General features: G+C 37.2%; 20 protein-coding genes. 10 read left to right on the top strand and 10 right to left on the bottom strand.

What is annotated here, in order from left to right:
- Positions 1–155: 155 nt before the first annotated feature.
- Positions 156–1,460 (top strand): methyl-accepting chemotaxis protein, encoded by a 1,305-nt coding sequence (locus tag MHB42_RS16030; RefSeq protein ID WP_340807421.1) that lies wholly within the window; start codon positions 156–158, stop codon positions 1,458–1,460.
- 64 nt (positions 1,461–1,524) lie between these two features.
- Here the strand turns inward: MHB42_RS16030 and MHB42_RS16025 are convergent, their stop codons facing one another.
- A complete protein-coding gene (locus tag MHB42_RS16025) occupies positions 1,525–2,499 on the bottom strand; it encodes a peptidylprolyl isomerase (RefSeq protein WP_340807420.1) in 975 nt (324 codons plus the stop codon).
- Between the two features lie 143 nt (positions 2,500–2,642).
- Here MHB42_RS16025 and MHB42_RS16020 point away from each other — a divergent pair, with 143 nt between their 5' ends.
- Complete coding sequence (locus MHB42_RS16020; RefSeq protein WP_004230765.1) at positions 2,643–2,747, top strand: YjcZ family sporulation protein; 105 nt, start codon at positions 2,643–2,645, stop codon at positions 2,745–2,747.
- Positions 2,748–2,895: 148 nt separating this feature from the next.
- On the opposite strand, the gene MHB42_RS16015 is transcribed toward MHB42_RS16020, so the two are convergent.
- The 6 genes from MHB42_RS16015 to MHB42_RS15990 all read right to left on the bottom strand — a co-directional run bounded on the left by MHB42_RS16015 (position 2,896) and on the right by MHB42_RS15990 (position 6,213).
- On the bottom strand, positions 2,896–3,081 hold the full coding sequence (locus MHB42_RS16015) for a hypothetical protein (protein WP_340807413.1): 186 nt from the start codon (positions 3,079–3,081) through the stop codon (positions 2,896–2,898).
- 70 nt (positions 3,082–3,151) lie between these two features.
- Positions 3,152–3,697, bottom strand: a complete 546-nt coding sequence (locus MHB42_RS16010) for a DUF3267 domain-containing protein (protein ID WP_340807411.1) — start codon at positions 3,695–3,697, stop codon at positions 3,152–3,154.
- Between the two features lie 131 nt (positions 3,698–3,828).
- On the bottom strand, positions 3,829–4,389 hold the full coding sequence (locus MHB42_RS16005; RefSeq protein WP_340808618.1) for an HTH-type transcriptional regulator Hpr: 561 nt from the start codon (positions 4,387–4,389) through the stop codon (positions 3,829–3,831).
- A 156-nt stretch (positions 4,390–4,545) separates the two neighbouring features.
- On the bottom strand, positions 4,546–4,941 hold the full coding sequence (locus MHB42_RS16000; protein ID WP_340807409.1) for a YtxH domain-containing protein: 396 nt from the start codon (positions 4,939–4,941) through the stop codon (positions 4,546–4,548).
- A 191-nt stretch (positions 4,942–5,132) separates the two neighbouring features.
- A complete protein-coding gene (locus MHB42_RS15995) occupies positions 5,133–5,669 on the bottom strand; it encodes a tryptophan transporter (RefSeq protein ID WP_340807407.1) in 537 nt (178 codons plus the stop codon).
- Positions 5,670–5,799: 130 nt separating this feature from the next.
- Positions 5,800–6,213: an HIT family protein gene (locus MHB42_RS15990; RefSeq protein WP_340807405.1), complete on the bottom strand. Its 414-nt coding sequence runs from the start codon at positions 6,211–6,213 to the stop codon at positions 5,800–5,802.
- A gap of 213 nt (positions 6,214–6,426) precedes the next feature.
- Here MHB42_RS15990 and MHB42_RS15985 point away from each other — a divergent pair, with 213 nt between their 5' ends.
- From MHB42_RS15985 to MHB42_RS15975, 3 genes are all read left to right on the top strand, one after another.
- Positions 6,427–7,176, top strand: coding sequence for an ABC transporter ATP-binding protein (locus MHB42_RS15985; protein WP_340807403.1), 750 nt, complete (start codon positions 6,427–6,429; stop codon positions 7,174–7,176).
- A complete protein-coding gene (locus MHB42_RS15980; protein ID WP_340807402.1) occupies positions 7,160–8,341 on the top strand; it encodes an ABC transporter permease in 1,182 nt (393 codons plus the stop codon). The genes MHB42_RS15985 and MHB42_RS15980 overlap by 17 nt, the downstream gene beginning before the upstream one ends.
- 384 nt (positions 8,342–8,725) lie before the next feature.
- Positions 8,726–10,180 (top strand): IS1182 family transposase, encoded by a 1,455-nt coding sequence (locus tag MHB42_RS15975; protein WP_340805685.1) that lies wholly within the window; start codon positions 8,726–8,728, stop codon positions 10,178–10,180.
- Positions 10,181–10,330: 150 nt separating this feature from the next.
- Here the strand turns inward: MHB42_RS15975 and MHB42_RS15970 are convergent, their stop codons facing one another.
- Positions 10,331–10,849: an antibiotic biosynthesis monooxygenase family protein gene (locus tag MHB42_RS15970; RefSeq protein ID WP_340807401.1), complete on the bottom strand. Its 519-nt coding sequence runs from the start codon at positions 10,847–10,849 to the stop codon at positions 10,331–10,333.
- A gap of 234 nt (positions 10,850–11,083) precedes the next feature.
- Here MHB42_RS15970 and hemE point away from each other — a divergent pair, with 234 nt between their 5' ends.
- From hemE to MHB42_RS15945, 5 genes are all read left to right on the top strand, one after another.
- Complete coding sequence (gene hemE, locus MHB42_RS15965) at positions 11,084–12,133, top strand: uroporphyrinogen decarboxylase (protein WP_340807400.1); 1,050 nt, start codon at positions 11,084–11,086, stop codon at positions 12,131–12,133.
- Positions 12,134–12,257: 124 nt separating this feature from the next.
- Positions 12,258–13,178 (top strand): ferrochelatase, encoded by a 921-nt coding sequence (gene hemH / locus MHB42_RS15960; protein ID WP_340807398.1) that lies wholly within the window; start codon positions 12,258–12,260, stop codon positions 13,176–13,178.
- A 14-nt stretch (positions 13,179–13,192) separates the two neighbouring features.
- The gene (hemY, locus tag MHB42_RS15955) at positions 13,193–14,614 is read left to right on the top strand and encodes a protoporphyrinogen oxidase (protein ID WP_340808617.1); all 1,422 of its coding nucleotides are present in this window, start codon (positions 13,193–13,195) and stop codon (positions 14,612–14,614) included.
- Positions 14,615–14,859: 245 nt separating this feature from the next.
- A complete protein-coding gene (locus tag MHB42_RS15950; RefSeq protein ID WP_340807397.1) occupies positions 14,860–15,783 on the top strand; it encodes a LysR family transcriptional regulator in 924 nt (307 codons plus the stop codon).
- 188 nt (positions 15,784–15,971) lie between these two features.
- Entirely contained in the window at positions 15,972–17,489 is a 1,518-nt protein-coding gene (locus MHB42_RS15945) for a succinate CoA transferase (protein ID WP_340807396.1), read from the top strand.
- A gap of 114 nt (positions 17,490–17,603) precedes the next feature.
- Here the strand turns inward: MHB42_RS15945 and MHB42_RS15940 are convergent, their stop codons facing one another.
- Together MHB42_RS15940 and MHB42_RS15935 are read right to left on the bottom strand one after the other, a co-directional pair.
- Positions 17,604–18,944: a hypothetical protein gene (locus tag MHB42_RS15940; RefSeq protein ID WP_340807394.1), complete on the bottom strand. Its 1,341-nt coding sequence runs from the start codon at positions 18,942–18,944 to the stop codon at positions 17,604–17,606.
- A gap of 142 nt (positions 18,945–19,086) precedes the next feature.
- Entirely contained in the window at positions 19,087–20,172 is a 1,086-nt protein-coding gene (locus MHB42_RS15935) for a glycosyltransferase (protein WP_340807392.1), read from the bottom strand.
- Positions 20,173–20,239 lie beyond the last annotated feature (67 nt).

Below are 20,239 nucleotides of genomic sequence, written 5' to 3'. Positions count from 1 at the left end.
TAATAAGTGTAATTATTTTATTTCCTAATTGCTATTAAAGTATGGTTTTTATAGGTTGAAATATATAACTAGAAAGTTTTAGAGGCTATCCATTGTACCAATGCTAGTATTTATTTTAGAATATAAGAAGAAATACATAAGAATGGGGAAAAACAATGGAGAAAGAGGTACTTTTTTCGCAGAAAATTAAATTTTGGAAAAGCTTAATTTTTAAAATGATACTGGCTATAGGAATAAGCTTATTTATTAGCTCATATGTTTCAGAATTTATTAGCCATCAAGTTGAAAAAGTAGTTGCATTAAATGGTAGCGCAGGTGTTGCTATCAATACATTTATTTCATTATTCATTGGGACAGTTATTATTTCATTATGTACAAGATATATTGTGTTAAAGCGTATTAACTGTGTGCTAAAGGCAATGACAAAGGCTGCTAATGGCGATTTAACAGTACGTATTGATGATAAATTCAAAGATGAGATTGGGCAATTATCAACTGAATTTAATCATATGCTAACACAAATCGGTACAGTTATTGAGAAGGCAAATAAAGCATCTACAGATGTTTCGGAGTATACAAAGGAATTTACAGCTATTACAGAGCAAAGTAGTAAGACAGTGGAAACGATTTCTGACGCTATTGGAAGCATTGCCTCCAGTGCAGAAGGACAATTAAGGCAATTAGATTTATTATCTGGTTCTGCTGATTTAATTATTAAAGATATGGACCATGCCTCATCTGCTGTACAGGCAGTTGCAGATATAGCGAATGAAACGAACCAAAAGGCTGATTTAGGATTACAGTTAATTGAACAGACCATTGACAAGATGAATACAATTAATGACTCTGTTCACCAATCAACAGAGGTTGTTAATGCTTTAGGTGAAAAATCAAAGGAAATCAGTACGATTGTCGCGTTAATTACAAGCATTACAGATCAAACAAATTTACTTGCATTGAATGCATCCATTGAAGCGGCACGAGCAGGAGAAGCAGGAAAAGGCTTTGCAGTTGTTGCGGATGAAGTTAGAAAGCTAGCGGAGGAATCAGGAAAGGCTGCCGATAATATTCGAACATTAGTGGACGATATTTTAAACCAAACATCAGGTGCTGTTAATGCTATTAATAGTGGTACAAAATTTGTAGATGAAGGTCGAGAATCCGTTGAACAGACAGGCGATGCTTTTAAAAATATTGTAGATTATGTGCAGCAGATTAGTCTTCGTACAAATGAAGTAACAAATATTGTCTTGCGTGTCAATGACAAGGCAAGCCAAACAGGTGATGCCGTAAAAGAGATTGTAGAAATTGCGAACGACACATCCTCAGGTTTACAGCATATTGCTGTATCAATAGAGCAACAAACTGCGTCAAATGAGGAAATTGCAAGCTCAGCAAATGTTCTTCAAACAATGTCAAATGACTTACAAGCGGAAATCAGCCAATTTAAAGTGAAGTAGAAAAGGAAAGGGAGCATCTCGTTATTTCGGATGCTCCCTTTTGTTGATAGTATAGTTATCCTGATTACTCAGCTTCTTTGTCAGTATCTTCTGCTTTGTCTTTATTGTCAGCTTCTTCTTTAGCAGCTTTTTCTTCAGCTTTCTTTGCTGCTTCTTCAGCCGCTTTTGCTTGCTCTTCACTTGTTGTTGTAAAGAATTTTAGTGATTCTTCTAATTCTTTATCAGATGTTTTTATATCCATATCTTTTGCTAATTTTGCCACAATATCTTTAGCAACGATTTGGTCAGTACCTGTTTGCTTTAATTTGGCAAACATCGTATTAATAATATTTTCTTCTTCATCTTCAAATGAGCCAATACCTTCTACATCACGCTTGTCCGTAATTTCAATAATATGATAGCCAAAGTCTGATTGAACAGGCTCGCTTAATGTATTTAATTCAAGTGCATATGCAGCATCATTAAATTCATCGACCATTGCCCCAACAGAGAACCAGCCAAGCTCGCCACCTTTTTCAGCAGAGCTTGTATCTGTTGAATATTCTTTCGCTACATCCGCAAATTTAGCGCCGCCTTTAATTTTTTCAATCACTTCTTTTGCTGTTGCTTCATCTGCTACTAAAATATGACGACCGTTTAGCTCGGTTTTCATTTGCTCATAATATTTTTTTGTATCAAATGAATCCTTTATAGCTTTTTCTTGCAGAAGCTGTACACGTAAAGAATCTTTAAAGCCTTCTTCTGTTAAGCCACTCTCCACAAGTGCTTGTTCGAAATTGTCGCCAATTTGCGCAGCTGTCATATCATATGCTTCTTGTACTTCTTTATCTGTTACTTCATATTTATCAGCTAATACTTTTTCAGTTAGCATTTGTTGTACAACATATGAGCCTGTTAACGATTTTGCTTTTTCATTAAAATCAGCTACTGAAATATCGCCTACTTTAGAAGTAACAAGTGCCTTATCATCTCCTCCGCTACATGCGCCAAGCGCTAAAACAGAAGCAGCTAATGTTAAAGATAAAACTGTCTTTTTCATAATGGATATTCTCTCCTAACATGGTTTCGTCCATTTTTTACTATAACATAAACGATTTAAAAACAAAATGGTTCCCCCTTGAGTATTGCCCATATTTCAAAATTCAAAGCGCATAGGATATAGAAAAGAAAGGGGGTGAAGTTATGGGCAACGGAGGATACGGTGGCGGTGGCTACGGCTCAGGCTTTGCTTTATTAGTTGTGTTATTTATTTTATTAATTATCGTTGGTGCAGCGTTCCTATACTAATTAATAAAATGGCGAAAAGCTAAGAGTGTAAGGCTCTTAGCTTTTCTTGTCAGACATTTGCATTGCATACGAAGAATACTAAGTTGTTGCATGGGGGCTCAACTTATTGTTATACGTATGATTGGTGCGAATGTCTTTTTGGTTGTCATTATACAGCGTATAAAACTTCAATATAGAATGAAACAAGTAAAATCGTAATAAGTATATTGATCGTTCGGAATACTTTTGGTTGGTTTTCTTCGGGAATTTCACGTCGCACACATAGCGTATATGTCATGCGGTTTATTTGAAATAAATAGAATACCGAGAATAGAACTACAATCATTAATAGCAAGTCTATTCCTCCCCTCTTTCAATAGTAATAGCATAACAAAGAACGTCATCAAAACACAAGTACAAGTAATTTAGTGAACCGTTGGTGGCACTAAAATTTCATAGCCCTTAGGCGTTTCCTCTATTTGTGAATTTTTTGGTGAATGTAGTAAATATTTCACGTAAAGAATGTCAATTAAACATAAACTACAATGATAAGCAAATAGTAACGTACCATAATGTGTATATTGCGGTAAAAGCAGTGTACCCAATAAAATACTTGTATTAAGCACAATAAAGGGCGTTAATAATGCTAAAATATAACGATTTTTTGCTAATGGCTCACGAATACGCATATGCAATACAGGAATAATATAAAATTGAGCACGTACACGCAACTTTAAATGCTGTCGTAAATCATATAGTGCAAGAAAATGTAAAAATTTATGAATCGGATACAATATAATAACAGCTATTACAAAGAGCCAAAATAAATGATCTGTATAATGCTCCTCATTGAATAAATTAAAGGTTACATAAGAAGTGCAAAAGACCAGCAGAAACGTGATAACGCTCATTATAATAATACGCGTAGTGCCGTAATGATGTTCTAAGTTTAAAATTTTCCAACAATGCATCGTTTATTATCAACTCCGAAAATAGGAAGTGTCCTATTTACTGTAAAGTGAATAATGTTAGAATGCAAGAAAAAGGAGGCGTTTCAGAAATATTTCTGAAATACCTCCTTTTTTATAAGTGAAGCTTCATCTTATCCTTTTACAGGTGTACGTTGTTCAAGCGTGTCAAAGGAATCACGGAAATGTTGGAAGGAGCGTTCGAAAATATCGATGAAATCCTCACCATAAATATTACGAATAACAGCCATTACATCTAAAAAGTCTGGGAAACGACCATATAGGTCCTTTAATGCCAGTGACCCTTCCAGTACAGAATGATACGTATTATGATAGTTTTTATTCATTTCGATTATTAGGTCTGTGCCAGCATCTGTTAGCTCAACATACGTATTACGCTTATCGTCATCTCGCTTTGAAAATTTAAGGAGTCCACGCTCCTCTAATTTTTTAGAGAAGTTAAACGCTGTTGAAACATGCATCACGCCAAATTTTGCTACATCTGAAATAGAAGCCCCTTTTAAATGGTAAGAAATCCATAAGATATGATGTTCATTAATATTTAAGTCATAGGGTTTAATCCATTGCTGCCAATCTTTTTCAACCGCTTTCCATAGAGCTTTTGATAATTGCGCGATTCTTTGACTATAAAGCATCGCTTCTTTTTGTGTGTATAATTCCTCTGACAAAGCCATCACCTACTGCTTTCTTTCACATTTTTAAAAATATTATAGCAGTAAAGGAAAAAAGTTTAAAGTTCGAAAAATTAAAAAATTAAAAGTGGTTAAAAAATAACATTATTACAATTTAATTTAATAAAAATATAGAATTATATTCAATTTAAAGGGTCTTTAGTCGTTGATTTTTTCTTGAGATTTTTCTTTGCTTTTTATGATTTGTGCGATGTTTTTCTCGATTTCGCTTATTGAATTCTGTAATGCTTCTATTTCTTGTTGTAAATTATTTTTATTTGGCTCAATTTCCTCTGTAAAAGTAGTAATAGTTTGTTTTAAATCATTTATTATTAGAGGAATATTATTTTTAACTTCATTTGTTAGTGAATTGACAGATTGTTTAACAGTGCCTACCTGTTGTTTTACATCCAAGAGCATTCCCTTTGTTTGATCTGCATTTTGTTTTAAGGAAGTACGTAGCTGTTGTCCTGATTGTGGTGTGGAGAAAAGTACAGCAACTGTGCCGCCAATAATGCCTGTTGTAAGTCCAAGTAAAAATGGTTTTGCTTTCATATTTGTCTACCTCATTTCTTATCATGATTACCTACTATTAAACCATGAAATCCGTGAATACAAAAATAAAAAAGAAACTAATATTGTGATGAATGACCACATATTAGCTTTCTGATGGTAGATAAAATTAACATAAAAGAACTTGTAGCAGGCGTTTCGCACCATTGCTACAAGTTCTTACTTTTGTTTGTTTATGAAATTTGAGAAATTGCTGTTACAAATTTAGAACGCTTTACTAATTTTGTTACGATTGGATAGATCACTACAAAGGCAACAATGTTAAATACGACAGCTGGAAGAACAACGCCTACAAATAACATGGCAAACGTTGCGCCCACATTGGCATTGAAGACAAAAAGTGCTGTGGATAAAAAAACAGTTCCAGATAAAATTGTACCCAATCCAACTAAAATCGTAGCTACAGCAAGATGATTTGCTAATTTTTTAAGCAGCAATACAGCAGCTAAAAATACAAAGCCTGTCACAGCTTTATCTAAAATATTTGGCACAAGACCAGCAGGGAACGTTGTAAATAAACCTGAAAGTACCCCTGTTGCTAGAGAAAGTAAAAATGTTTCTTTCACAGTAGGAAATAATAAAATCCCAATAAACATCATTGTTAACATAAAATCAGGCTTCATGCCATTTACCATTCCAGGTGTAACTACATAAAGAGCTGCACCGACACCTACTAAAAGTGCCATTAATACTAAATTTTTCGTATTCATTTTCTAATCTCTCCTCAACTCAACTAATCTAATTGTTTCCTAACGTGCCCTCATAGCCGTGAGCGAAACTTATTTGTGATTGTACGTTAAAATTTTGAAAATTGCAATACAATTATGCTAAAAACGTGATTTAAAGGTGTGCTTTAATGCTTTCCGCCACTTCTACTAATTGCTCTGATGTATAGTTTTGTGTTTGCCAAATCAAGCCTAGACCTTCTTTTTCATCATAACGCGGAATAAAATGTAAGTGGTAATGGAAAACAGTTTGTCCGGCTGCTGCACCATTATTATTAATCGTATTTAAGCCAATTGGCTGGAATGCGGCTTTAATGGCATTGGCGATTTTTGGTGCGACAGCATATAAATTACGTGCCACATCCTCTGGCATTTCAAATAAATCCTGACAATGCTGCTTTGGAATTAATAATGTATGACCTTTTGCGACAGGTGAAATGTCTGTAAATGCATAGACATGGTCATCTTCATAAACTTTTGTACTTGGAATAGAGCCATCAATGATTTTACAAAATAGGCAATCGCTCATAAGAATCTCCCCCTTATCGTATATGTAAGTATATTCTAACATACTCAAACCTGTATCATTTGCTAATTTTTGATAAAATATAAAGTGAAACTACCAATCGGGTTTTTACAGGCTGTTGGCTCCCTACTTAAACATTTCGTTTCTGCTAACTAGTTTGAAGTGGGGGTCTTATAGCCTGTTAATACGGGATAAAACAAGAAGAGGAGTGAGGGTATGCCGGTATTAGAGGTACAACATGTGACGGGTGGCTATACGAGAAAACCTGTTATTAAAGATTTATCTTTTACAATTGAAAAGGGAGAGCTTGTTGGCTTAATCGGCTTGAATGGTGCTGGTAAAAGTACAACGATTAAACATATTATCGGCACGATGTTGCCAAAGGAAGGGAATATTCGGTTAAATGGTGTCACGTTAAAGGAGGATACTGACAAGTATCGAACAGCCTTTTCCTACATTCCTGAAACCCCTGTACTGTATGATGAGCTGACATTAAGAGAACACTTAGAATTAACAGCAATGGCTTACGGCATGGATAAGGCTACGCTTGATGCCCGCTCAGCTACCTTATTAAAGGAATTTCGAATGGAAAAAAGATTAAATTGGTTTCCATCCCATTTTTCAAAGGGAATGCGACAAAAGGTCATGATTATGTGTGCCTTTTTAGTGAATCCTAGTCTTTATATTATTGATGAGCCATTTGTCGGGCTAGACCCACTTGGGATTCAATCATTATTAGATCAAATGGATGAAAAGAAAAAAGAGGGTGCCTCGATATTAATGTCTACGCATATTTTATCGACTGCTGAAAAGCATTGTGATCGAATTATTTTATTGCATGAAGGAAGTGTGCGAGCACAGGGAACAATGGCAGATTTACGTCAAGCCTTCGCGATGCCAAATGCCACATTAGATGACCTATATATTGCAATGACAAAGGAGCGGGACCATGAAGAACTTGCGTGATGTATGGTCTTCTCGCTTTATGCACTACATAGGGGAAGTACAGAAATATATGCAATTTATTTTTACAGGGCATATTGCCATTGTACTTGTCTTTTTGATTGGAGCGGGAGGCTACCAATATAGCGAATGGTTGAAAGTGGTGCAAACAGATTTTCCAGCAGAAATCGTAATAGCCATTATTATTGGGTTATTATTGATTTTTAGTCGTCCTACTACGCTCTTAAGAGAGCCAGACCAAGTATACCTCCTGCCATTGGAGTCTAAAATGCCACAGTATTTTAGCAAAGCTCTAACATGGACATTTTTTTCTCAAGTATGGATTGTAGCGATTGTCTATATTGTGAGTATTCCATTATTAAAGGCAGTGACAGCTTTAACAACGGCAAATATTTGGTTGATATTTTTACTTGTAGTTGTCCTAAAGTATATAAGTGTACAAGGTGAATTTAGCTATCGTTATAGTGAGCGTGGACAACTTGTTTGGGTGGACAGATTAATTCGAGCGGTTATATTTATTGCAGCTATCTATATGGCTCTTCAGGGGCAGCTACTATTAGCTATTGTTGCAACAGTGATTAGCATTATTTATATGATCGTTTTTCGCAAAAAGTCTAGCGGTGAGCCTGTGCCGTATGAGCATTTTGTCAAGCTTGAGCAAAATCGGATGATGAGCTTTTACCGCTTTGCTAATTATTTTACGGATGTGCCGCATCTACGTGGTAGTATTCGTCGTCGTAGCTGGCTTGATTGGTTATACAAATTTATTCCATATGGTAAAGATAACGCTCAAAAATATTTAGTATTTCGTACCTTTGTCCGTACAGATGACCATTTCTATTTATGGCTTCGTCTGACAGCGATTGCAGCTATTATTGCAGCCTTTGTAGATATTCCTGTTGTAACATGGATTGTTGCAGGCGCATTAAGCTTTGCCACAACCATTCAATTAAAGCAAGCATTGCTGTCAAGCGGTGAATTCCGTATGGACATGCTATATCCATTGCCAGATAATGCTCGTCAAATTGCTGTAAGGCAAATTGTACGGCTAGCGATGATAATACAAGCCGTTATTGTTGGCTTATGTGCTATTGCCCAGCCAATGTTTTATATTGTCATAGCAATCATAATCGTAATTAGTGAATTAACAGCAAAGCTTTCTAAATAATAACGTCAAACTTCAATTAATAAGCGTTCTTCATCCTCGCTGTTAATTACGGGATAAATTTAAAAAGAGAGTCGCCTAGAAAGAGGGCACTGAAAAAGTCCCTCAGGCACAAGTGAGAGAGTACAGGAACGAATATTCGTTCCTGTACTCTCTTTTTCTTCGATGCCGTTGATTTCCATTGCGGCGGACGCGTTTCGCGGGCACGGCTCCAGCCTTCTCCCTCGCTTTGCTCAGTCCGGGTGCTTCCGCTCGTGCTGTTCCCGCAGAAGTCGCCGCCTCCATTCCAATCAACTGGGACCACTTTCATCACTAGAAGGGTTTTCCTCTCGTATAATCTCACAAATTTCCTGTATAATTAAAGGACTAATAAAAGGTGGTGCGACCATGATTTCTAAACAGGAAACATTCAATTTAAGCCCGTACATGGCGTTGTACGATTTAATTATTCCAAAGGACAATATGCTTCGCCAAATCAATGAACTTGTGGATTTCTCATTTATTCTAGACGAACTAAAATCGAAATACTGTTTAGTTAATGGCCGTAACGCGATTCCACCGATTCGCATGTTTAAATATTTACTGTTAAAAGCGATTCATGACCTGTCGGATGCCGACCTTATCGAACGTTCAAAATTCGATATGTCCTTTAAATATTTTTTAGATATGGCACCAGAAGAGGAAGTGATCGACCCCAGTTCCCTGACAAAATTCCGTCGACTCCGTCTTCAAGATATGAATTTATTAGATTTACTGATTCAGAAAACTGTTGAAATTGCTTTAGAGAAAGGACTACTCCTTAGTAAAATGGTGATTGTCGACGCTACCCATACAAAAGCGCGATATAACCAGAAAACGCCCAAAGAATTTTTACAGGAAAAATCCAAAAATGTACGTAAAGCCGTGTATCAACTAGACGAAAACATGGTCGGAAAATTCCCTGAGAAGCCTGCGTCAAATGAAGTCACAGAAGAATTAGATTACTGTCGTCAAGTAGTTGAAGCAGTCGAAACACAATCAAAGGTTGCACAAATCCCGGCTGTGAAAGAAAAATTAAATGTTTTAAAAGAAGTGATAGATGATTATGAGAATCATTTAAGCTATTCAAATGATCCGGATGCACGTGTTGGCCATAAGTCAGCAGATTCTTCTTTCTTTGGTTTTAAAACGCATATTGCGATGAGTGATGAACGTATTATTACAGCAGCGGTTGTGACGACGGGTGAAAAAAGTGATGGGCACTATTTACAAGAGTTGGTAGAGAAAAGTAGAACTGCCGGCATGGAAATTGACACGGTGATTGGTGATGCCGCCTATTCCTGGAAAGAGAATTTAGTGTATGCAAAATCGGAGCAGTTTCAGTTAATTTCAAAGTTAAATCCAGTAATCACAAATGGCAGCGGACAACGGAAAATTGAATTTGATTATAACAAGGATGCGGGTATGTTTGTTTGTCCAGCGGGGCACATGGCAACTCACAAAAGACGTACGGGCAGGAAAACCCTGAATCAAAGTTTAACGTTTCATTTTGATATTGAAAAATGTAAAGTTTGCCCGATGCGAGAGGGCTGTTATAAGGAAGGGGCGAAAAGTAAAACGTATAGTGTAACGATTCAATCCGATACACATCAAGAACAAGCAGCATTCCAGGAAACAGCCGAATTCAAAGCACTTGCCAGCAAACGCTATAAAATCGAAGCGAAAAATAGTGAATTAAAGAACCCACACGGCTTTAAAACAGCAAAATCGGCGGGTTTATTTGGCATGGAAATTCAAGGAGCCACGACGATCTTTGCGGTCAATCTGAAACGGATACTCAAACTACTGAGTGAAAAAGAGTAGGAAAAAAGAAAGAAATAAGGCACCTTCCATTCAAAAACGAATGGAAAGTGCCTTATTTTTGTTTGAAAAACTAATTCATCGTAAAAAATGTAAGTTTTTCAGTGCCCTCGCCTAGAAAGGGGTTCTTTCTAGGTGACTCTCTTTTATTTTTTACTCTGTATCTTCTTCTTTTGGTATCGCGCTATAAGTAGTTAGATAGGAAGCTGCTGAAAAAATATTTTGCTGGCGTATGCCTGTTGAGTCATCCCTTTTAGGGTGTACTGCTTCAAATGCTTTAGAGCTCTTCCATGCTTCAAAGGAATGTGGTCCATTCCATTGGGTCATAACGATATAAGTATCGCTTTTAATAGGTCGCAGCAAGCGAAATGCTACAAACCCCGGTTCGTCCTCAATAACACGTGAACGCTCTAAAAAGCGGTGTTCGAAAACGGGTCGTCCTTCATCTGTCACAGGAATATTGTTGAAAACAAAGAAGCCACGTTCCTCTAAGTCATTGACTGAATCCAGCACCTCAAATTTACGAGGTGTTGCAAACACTGTTTTTCCTGCTGTTTCATGTATCAGTACAGAGTTACCATCTCCATGAATTAAAATCATATGCTCATTTGGATATTTGTTTTTTACCTGCTCTAAAAAATCGCCAGTGCCAGAAGTTAAATAAATGTGCATTATTTTACCCTCCTTCTCAATCTTACTAACTATAGCGTGATTATACCCTTTTAAGCATAAGTCTAACGCCTCGTGTGAAAAGAAACTGTCTAGAAAGAACAATTTTATGACATTTCATAAGGAAAACTATACAATAACAGAGGAAGCGTTTACTATTGAAAACGGATATCAATAATAAAGGAATAAACAAGGCTTTTTTTATAATAGGAATTTATTGAGGGGAAGGAACTATTCATGACAACTTTTAATGATACACTTCTACGTGCGGCACGTGGAGAAAGGGTAGCACATACGCCTGTATGGTATATGCGACAAGCGGGACGTTCACAGCCAGAATACCGTGCGATTAAAGAAAAATATTCTTTAGAAGAAATTACACATCAACCTGAGCTATGTGCGTATGTTACACGTCTTCCTGTCGAAAATTACAATGTTGATGCAGCAATTTTGTATAAGGATATTGTTACACCTCTCCCTGGTATTGGGATAGATGTCAAAATTAAAGCAGGCGTTGGTCCTGTTATTGCAAATCCTATTCGTTCGGTTGCAGATGTAGAAAATCTAGGTGAATTTGATGCGAAGGAGCATACGCCATTTGTATTAGAAACAATTAAGCTGTTAACAGAAGAACAGCTTAATGTACCATTAATTGGCTTTGCAGGCGCGCCATTCACACTTGCGAGCTACATGATTGAAGGCGGTCCTTCAAAAAATTATAATAAAACAAAATCATTTATGGTATCAGAGCCACAAGCATGGTTTGCATTAATGGATAAGTTAGCTGATATGATTATTGCCGATGTAACGGCTCAAATTCAAGCTGGAGCCAAAGCTATCCAAGTGTTTGACTCGTGGGTTGGAGCCTTAAATGTTGAGGATTATCGTGTATTCATTAAACCGATTATGACGCGTATTTTTGCAGAGCTACAAAAGGAAAATGTGCCATTGATTCAATTTGGTGTTGGTGCTAGCCATTTAGCGAAGGAATGGAACGATCTACCGATTGATGTGGTAGGCCTAGACTGGCGTTTACCTATTAAAGAAGCACGTACACATGGTATTACAAAGCCTGTACAAGGTAACTTAGACCCTTCCCTATTGCTAGCAGATTGGTCAGTAATTGAAAAGCGTACAAAAGATATTATCGATCAAGGCTTAGAAATGCCAGGACATATTTTTAACTTAGGACATGGTGTGTTTCCAGAGGTTAATCCAGATGTCTTAAAGCGTCTTACTACATTAATTCATGAATATAGTGCACAACAAATTCAAGCACGTTCTTAATAATAAGTCCTTTTCTATAATGAGCGATGGATGCCATTATAGAAAAGGAGCTGTCCAATAAAAAGATTGGGCAGCTTCTTTTTGTCACATAATGTATAAAAATAATTTTAGAGGTGAAAAGGTAATGAAAGAAGTTAAAGGCTTATTGGTAATGGCATACGGAACACCTTACAAAGAAGAAGATATAGAACCTTACTATACGCATATTCGTCATGGTCGTAAACCTTCTGCGGAGCATTTAGAAGATTTACGCAGTCGTTATGAGGCGATTGGCGGCTTATCACCATTAGCAGCAGCAACAAAGGCACAGGCTGAAGCATTATGTGCACGTTTAAATGAAGTACAGGATGCGGTAGAATATAAATTATTTATCGGCCTAAAACATATCCATCCATTTATTGAGGATGCGGTAGAGCAAATGGTGGCAGAGGGTATTAAAGAAGCGGTTTCGATTGTTTTAGCACCTCATTTTTCAACATTCTCTATTCAATCCTATAATGGGCGTGCAGTAGAAGCAGCTAACGGACGTTTAGCTATTACTTCTGTAGAATCATGGTATGATGAGCCAAAATTTATTGAGTATTGGAAGCAACAAGTCAATGCTACATTTGCTGCAATGTCTGACGAGGAACGTGAAAAAGCATGTTTAATTGTATCAGCACATTCATTACCTGAAAAAATTAAAAGCTTAGGTGATCCTTACGAAGAGCAATTAATTGAAACAGCTCGACTTATTCAGCAAGCAACAGGTTTAAAAAATGTTGAGGTTGGCTGGCAATCAGCAGGGCAAACACCAGAGCCTTGGATTGGTCCTGATGTGCAAGATTTAACACGTGATTTATATGAGGAAAAAGGTTTCCGTTCATTTGTTTATACACCAGTAGGCTTTGTAACAGAGCATTTAGAAGTGCTGTATGATAATGATTTTGAATGTAAAGTTGTTTGTGATGAACTTGGCGCAAAATACTATCGTCCAGCGATGCCAAATACACATCCATTATTTATTGATGCGATGGTAGATGCGATTCATAAAAAATTAAGCTAAGCGAAAAGAAAGTGATGATGTTGGTGACTCAGAAAAGACGAAAGGTAGTTGTTGTTGGCGGTGGTATTACTGGCCTTACAGCTGCGTTCTATATGCAAAAAGAAGCAATCACAAAAGAATTGCCATTAGATATCGTACTTGTCGAGTCGTCATTACGTCTTGGCGGAAAAATTCAAACATTAAGAAAAGATGGTTTTATTATTGAACGTGGACCTGAATCTTTTTTTGATCGTGAAAACTATGTTAATGCTTTAGCAAAGGATCTTGGTATTGAGCAAAAAATTAGAACAAGCAATGCAGGGCCAACCTATATTGCTGTTGGTAGCGCACTTTATCCAATACCTAGTCATCTGTTATCTGGAGAAACGCCACATATCTCATCATTTATTACCTCAGGCTTATTCTCGCTTAGTGGTAAGGTTCGGGCAGCAGGAGATTTTTTTATTCCTCGCTCTGAACAAGATGATGACCAACCGTTAGGAGCTTTTTTTAGAAGAAGGTTTGGCGCAGAGATTGTGGAAAATTTAGTTGAACCGTTACTAGCGGGTACATTTGCGGGGGATATTGAGCAATTAAGCATGAGCTCAACATTCCCTCAGCTTTATAGCTTAGAGCAAAAATATCGTAGTTTACTAATTGGTATGAAGAAGTCTGGCACAAACTTCTTAAATAATCATCTTGTAGATGAAAATAAAGGAATCTTTCAAACCTTTAGCAATGGTCTTGAAACACTCACTGAAAGTTTAGAAGATTCATTACTTCCTGGAACTGTTATGAAAGGTGTGAAGGTTGAGGAAATTGAGCATGGCAAGGATGGCTCGGTTCAGGTGATGCTCAATAACTTCTCACATATAAAGGCTGATGCGGTTATTATTGCAACACCATTCGATACGGTAGAAAAAATGTTTAGTAAGCATCAGCTGTTAAATGAGTTAGGGACAATGAAGGCTGCAACAATTGCAACTGTCACAATGGCTTTTAAAAAAGAACAGCTTGGAAATTTAGATGCACTTGCTTTTTATGTTTCTCGAAATAGTGATTTTTCAATAACCTCCTGTACATGGATGAATCGAAAATGGCCAGGTACTGCACCAGAGGATTATATTTTATTGCGTAGCTATATTGGACGAGTGGGTGATGAAGCCATTGTTGCACTATCCGATACTGAGATTGAAAAGACAGTTCTTCAAGATTTACAAAAAACAATTGGTGTAGATGGAGCACCTATTACAACTGTTGTTACACGCTGGAAAAATGCTATGCCACAATATACTGTTGGGCATGAGGCAAAAGTACAGCGCATTAAGCAGGAGTTACAGCAACACTTTCCAACGGTTAAATTAGCAGGTAGCTCTTTTGAGGGCATATCTGTACCCGAGTGTGTACAGCAAGGTAAGCAGGTAGCAGAGCAAGTGCTACAGGAATTATTAAAATAGAAAAGGAGTCGTTTGCAAAGTCTTTTAAAACGGCTCCTTTGTGACTAGCGTAAGCGCACTAGTTTTTAGCAAATAGTTATTATAGAAGTTAAGGCTGTCCAAAAAGATATTATCTTTTTGGACAGCCTATTTTTATTGTTTAGTGATAAGTGGTGGATAGAATAACCGAATTAGTGGATAATGTATAAAAGATAGATAATTTTTACAATGTGCATGGAAATTTCATAAGAAAGGGTTGGGGTAGTATGGAATTACGGCATTTAGAGTATTTTTTAATGGTTAGTAAAGAGCTACATTTTACAAAAGCCGCTGAAAAGTTAGGAATTTCACAGCCCACTTTAAGCCATCAAATTAGAATACTTGAAAAAGAGATAGGGTATTCACTATTTAATCGTGTTGGTAAGAGAATTGAACTGACGAAGGTAGGGGAAATTGTCCAACAGGAAGCATTGAATATTCAAGGCTCTATTCAAAATATGGCTTCTCAAATTGCAGCATTCTCGAAAGTAGAAATCGGGGAAGTAAAGATTGCAGTGTTGCCAGGAGAAATAACAGATTTGGTATCTACGTTATGTATTCAATTTAATCAGCTCTATCCAAACATTAAGGTTTTTATTGAAACGACAGATCAGGTAGAAAAGGCCGTTTTAGAAAATCAAGCTGATTTCGGTATTAGCTTCCAACTTAATGAATATGATATGTTGCAAGTAACAAAACTGTATGATGAAGAATTTTATCTGATTAGTAATCAATATCATGAAGAATCAAAAATATCATTTTGTTCTATTTTAGATAGTCCTCTTATTTTATTTCCAAATATGCATCAATGTAGAAAATTACTTGATAAGGTTGGCTATGAAATAGGCAAGCAATTAGAGCCTATTGTGGAAACGTCTAGTATTAAATCTATCTTAAATTTTGTTCGGAGTGGTATTGGTTGTAGTATTGTTTCGCGTACACTATACGAATTTTATGATACAGAAGATTTGTATTTCCAACATATTAAAGACCCATCTTTAACAAGAGGCGTTTATCTTGTGATGAAAAAGAACTGTTTTATTAATTATGCAGCACGTGAATATATTAAATTATTAGTATGTGAAATTGAAAAGCTTCATTTTCACACAGAGAAAGATGCCATTAATTCTTTGTCTAGTTTTGTATTATAGTTTTTATCTATCATTATCATAGAAATAATGTAATAGACGAGAGATAAAGTCCTTCTTACAATGTAGATAAGACAGCTTATGAAAAGCAGAAATAAATATTGCAAAGAGAGTAAGAATACTTATGAATTTTTGTGTTAAAAATTCATAAAGTCACAAGGAAATACTAAACTAATATGAGGTGATTGTTAATGGGAAAAGATTTAAGTCAATTCATTAGAAATGAAGCGTTTTTAGACAAAGTTGTTTCAGCTGAAGAAGCGGCTTCTTGGATTGAAGATGGAATGAACCTCGGCATGAGTGGCTTTACACTGTTCGGTGAGCCAAAAGAATTTCCACTTGCACTTTCTAAGCGTGGTGAGCAAGAAGACTTTAAAATCAACCTATATACAGGAGCTTCATTAGGGCCAACTGCTGACCAATCAATGGCTGAAGCTGGCATCATTAATTTACGTGTTCCTTACCAAGGAAACGCTGTAATGCGTGGGCAAGTCAATAAAGGGGAAATATACTACATTGACCAGCATTTATCACATACAGCAGAAGAAGTACGAAAAGGAACATTAGGCAATATTGATTATGCCATTATTGAAGCAGCTGGAATCACTGAGGATGGTTATATTATTCCAACTGGCTCTGTAGGAAATTCACCAATCTTTGTGGAAAAAGCTGAAAACGTTATCATTGAAATCAACACAACTGCACCTAGAGCGTATGAAGGACTTCATGATATTTTTGTACAAAAAGAACAAGGTGAGCGTAGAGAAATTCCAATTTATAATGTTTCGGATCGAATTGGAGAAGCGGGCATTAAAGTTGATCCAGAAAAGGTAAAAGGAATTGTTTTATCAGAACAGCCTGATGTTCCTTCACCATTATTTGAACCAAATGAAGAAACACAGCAAATTGCTAATCACTTATTAGACTTCTTTGCCAGTGAAGTAGCAGCAGGAAAATTACCAGAATCATTAGCGCCATTGCAATCTGGAGTAGGGTCTGTTGCGAATGCGGTTTTAAATGGTATGCAAAATTCTCAGTTTAAAGATATAGAAGTATTTTCTGAAGTATTACAAGATGGTGTCTTTGATTTAATTGATGCGGGTATCGTTAAATTTGCGGCTGGTACTGCATTCTCACTTTCAAAGAAGCGTGTTGATTCATTAGCGGAGGATTTAGAGAAATACAAAGATAAAATTATGTTTAGACCTCAAGAAATTTCGAACAATCCAGAAGTGATTCGTCGTTTAGGTGTAATTTCATTTAATACGGCAATCGAAGTGGACATTTATGGAAATGTTAATTCGACGCATATTAATGGAACAAAAATTATGAATGGTATTGGTGGCTCTGGTGATTTTGCTCGAAATGCTAGAATTACAATTTTTGTAACATCCTCTTTAGCAAAAAATGGAGCGATTTCAACGATTGTTCCTTTTGTATCACATGTTGATCATACAGAGCATGATGTAGATGTTATTGTGACAGAGCAAGGATATGCTGATCTTCGCGGATTGCCACCAGTGAAGAGAGCAGAAAAGCTTATCGAAATTGCACATCCTAAGTATAGACCACAATTACGTGCCTACTTTGAAGAAGCAAAAGAGAAGGTGGGTGGTCAAACACCACATATTCTTGAAAAAGCATTCTCTTTCCATACAAACCTAAAAGAAAAAGGGACAATGTTAATTGAAGAAGAAGTAACAAATTAATTTATAAGGTTAAAAAGGATTTAAATAAAACAAGCATAACCCCATTTTAAAACGAGGTTATGCTTGTTTAAATTTTAAAAATTCAATTATTCTCCTATTGTTTTATAGATAGCCCTATAAAATTCGATGACATGACCATACAATACCACCAGAATTTGCACCACCAAGCGTCAGACCAAGTGTCAGGCCATTCGCTTCGTAATACAGATCAACTGTATCGCCAGCATTTAATTCCACTTCTCCTGCTAAAGTAACTGTGCCATTGCCAAGAACTGCCCGTAAAGTTAGTAGTGTAACGGCTACATTTAATACTGGGAATAGACCGCTTATTAAATTTGTTGTACCATTTCGACGAATAGCAAAGGATGGGTTAATACCTGAACCTAAACTTAAGGAGATAGCTGCTGTTGTAGAGTAATTAATGGTTGCTTCAAAGGAATATCTACCTGTTGTTGGCACAGTAAATATCCCAGTTGCTGGATTGAAAGCAGCTGTTGTATAGTAAGGTGAAGAAACATTCCAGTTAGTAATGGAAGTAGAAGCATTTACAGCTAATGTATTTTTAAAAGCTGAGAATCCTTCAGTAAATGCCGATCCAGTTGCACCCGTAGCGCCAGTAGGACCAGTAGCTCCAGCGATTCCTGTTGCCCCAGTAGGACCAGTAGCTCCAGCGATTCCTGTTGCCCCAGTAGGACCAGTAGCTCCAGCGATTCCCGTAGCGCCAGTAGGACCAGTAGCCCCAGCGATTCCCGTAGCGCCAGTAGGACCAGTCACGCCAGCAATACCCGTAGCGCCAGTGATTCCTGTTGCCCCAGTAGGTCCAGTAATACCAGTGATTCCAGTAGCGCCAGTAGGTCCAGTAGCTCCAACAATTCCAGTCGTGCCAGTAGGACCAGTAACGCCAGTGATTCCAGTAGCGCCAGTAGGTCCAGTAACACCAGCAATACCCGTAGCGCCAGTAGGACCAGTAACACCAGCAATACCCGTAGCGCCAGTAGGTCCGGTCACACCAGTGATTCCTGTTGCCCCAGTAGGACCAGTAACACCAGCAATACCCGTAGCGCCAGTAGGACCAGTAACACCAGTGATTCCTGTTGCCCCAGTAGGACCAGTGATACCAGTGATTCCTGTTGCCCCAGTAGGACCAGTGATACCAGTGATTCCCGTAGCGCCAGTAGGACCAGTCACGCCAGTGATTCCTGTTGCCCCAGTAGGACCAGTAACGCCAGCAATACCCGTCGCACCAGTAATCCCGGTAGGTCCTGTTATACCAGTGGGTCCGGTAGCTCCCGTTGCGCCAGTCGGACCTGTACTCCCAGTAGGCCCTGTAATGCCACCTGTTGTCCCAGTTGGCTTGGTAGGCCAAATTGAGCATGAGGTAGGGGCAGTGTTGCAGCAGCAAGGAAATGCATTACATTTGCTACAAACACGGTTTAGGAAGTTTCCAAAATGCATAATTTCACCTCCTCTCTCACATATCCTATTCGGCGATAGGAGAAAGGAGGAAGACAGATAACTATTGATTACTTATAAATTATAGAACTGAAAAACTTTACCTAACTATAAAAAGGTACTTGGGTGATGAAGCGAAAATATGTTAATCATTGTTTTGCTTATGCTTTAAAATACGCTGGAAGTATTTTTTATTGTGTAAAATTTTCGCATCGTTAGGGATAAAAGTGCTTGCTAATTCATTATGTGCATGAGCAAGTTCGTATTGTTGTAAGCGATCATAAAGCACACAAAGCTGTAAATGGGGGAGCCATGTGGAAAAGCTTTTATGTTGAAAAGGAGCGTTTGGATTTTGCTTAATATTAAGTGCTTGTTCATACCAAAAGATGGCTTGGTGATTTCTACCTTGCTCCATAAAATAATAGCCTAAACGACAGCAGGCTTCAGGGCGAGGGATATCATATTCAAAGCTTCGTAAAATAGCACTTACACTGTTTTCTGTATCGTTTAAATGTGCATAGCAATCGGCTAGCTTAAAGCAGGCACGGATATTATCTTCTACCCAGCCTAATTTTGAGGTTAAAAATAGCTCGTAATAATAAATGGCATCTTCAAATTGGTGATGGTCTAGTAACTCATTAGCAAAATAAAATGTATCACGGGGTGTTAGTGTTGCACCAGATTTAATAAGTTGTTGATAAATCGTAATGTTGCGCGAATGGTCATGTGTTAGTGGTAAATGGCTAACTGCTATATCGCTATCAAATAAATTACCACCTACTTCTAAATATTCATGAACAGCACCAATCCATTGAAATTGCTTCGCTCTTTTCACAAGACGGTATCTTCTGATAAAGGCATCTACATTACCTTCGGGATCAAAGCTTAAATGATAATTCATTGAAACAGCATCAATATTAGAGGAGAGCGATTTTTTTAAAGCTTTCAATTTTTCTCGATCCTCCTCTAATAAAACATCGTCAGCATCTAACCAAAGAATATAGTCCTTTGTTGCCTGTTGAAAGGAGAAGTTTCGTGCTGCTGCGAAATGTTGAATCCATTCAAAATCAAAAATTCGATCTGTAAATTGCGCAACAATTTCTTTTGTATTATCTGTTGAGCCTGTATCAACAATATTAATTTCATCTACTATATCTTTGACGGATGCAAGACATCTGCCAATGACCTCCTCCTCATTTTTTACAATCATACATAAGCTAATTGAAATCACATTTTATTCCTCCTTACTATTATCTTTGTAGTATATGAACTACTGATAGAAATGGCTGGATGATTGA

It is taken from the genome of Lysinibacillus sp. FSL K6-0232 (assembly GCF_038008325.1).
Classification (GTDB): domain Bacteria; phylum Bacillota; class Bacilli; order Bacillales_A; family Planococcaceae; genus Lysinibacillus.
The sequence above is the reverse complement of the archived record's forward strand: the minus strand, read 5'-3'. Positions and strand labels throughout refer to the sequence as shown.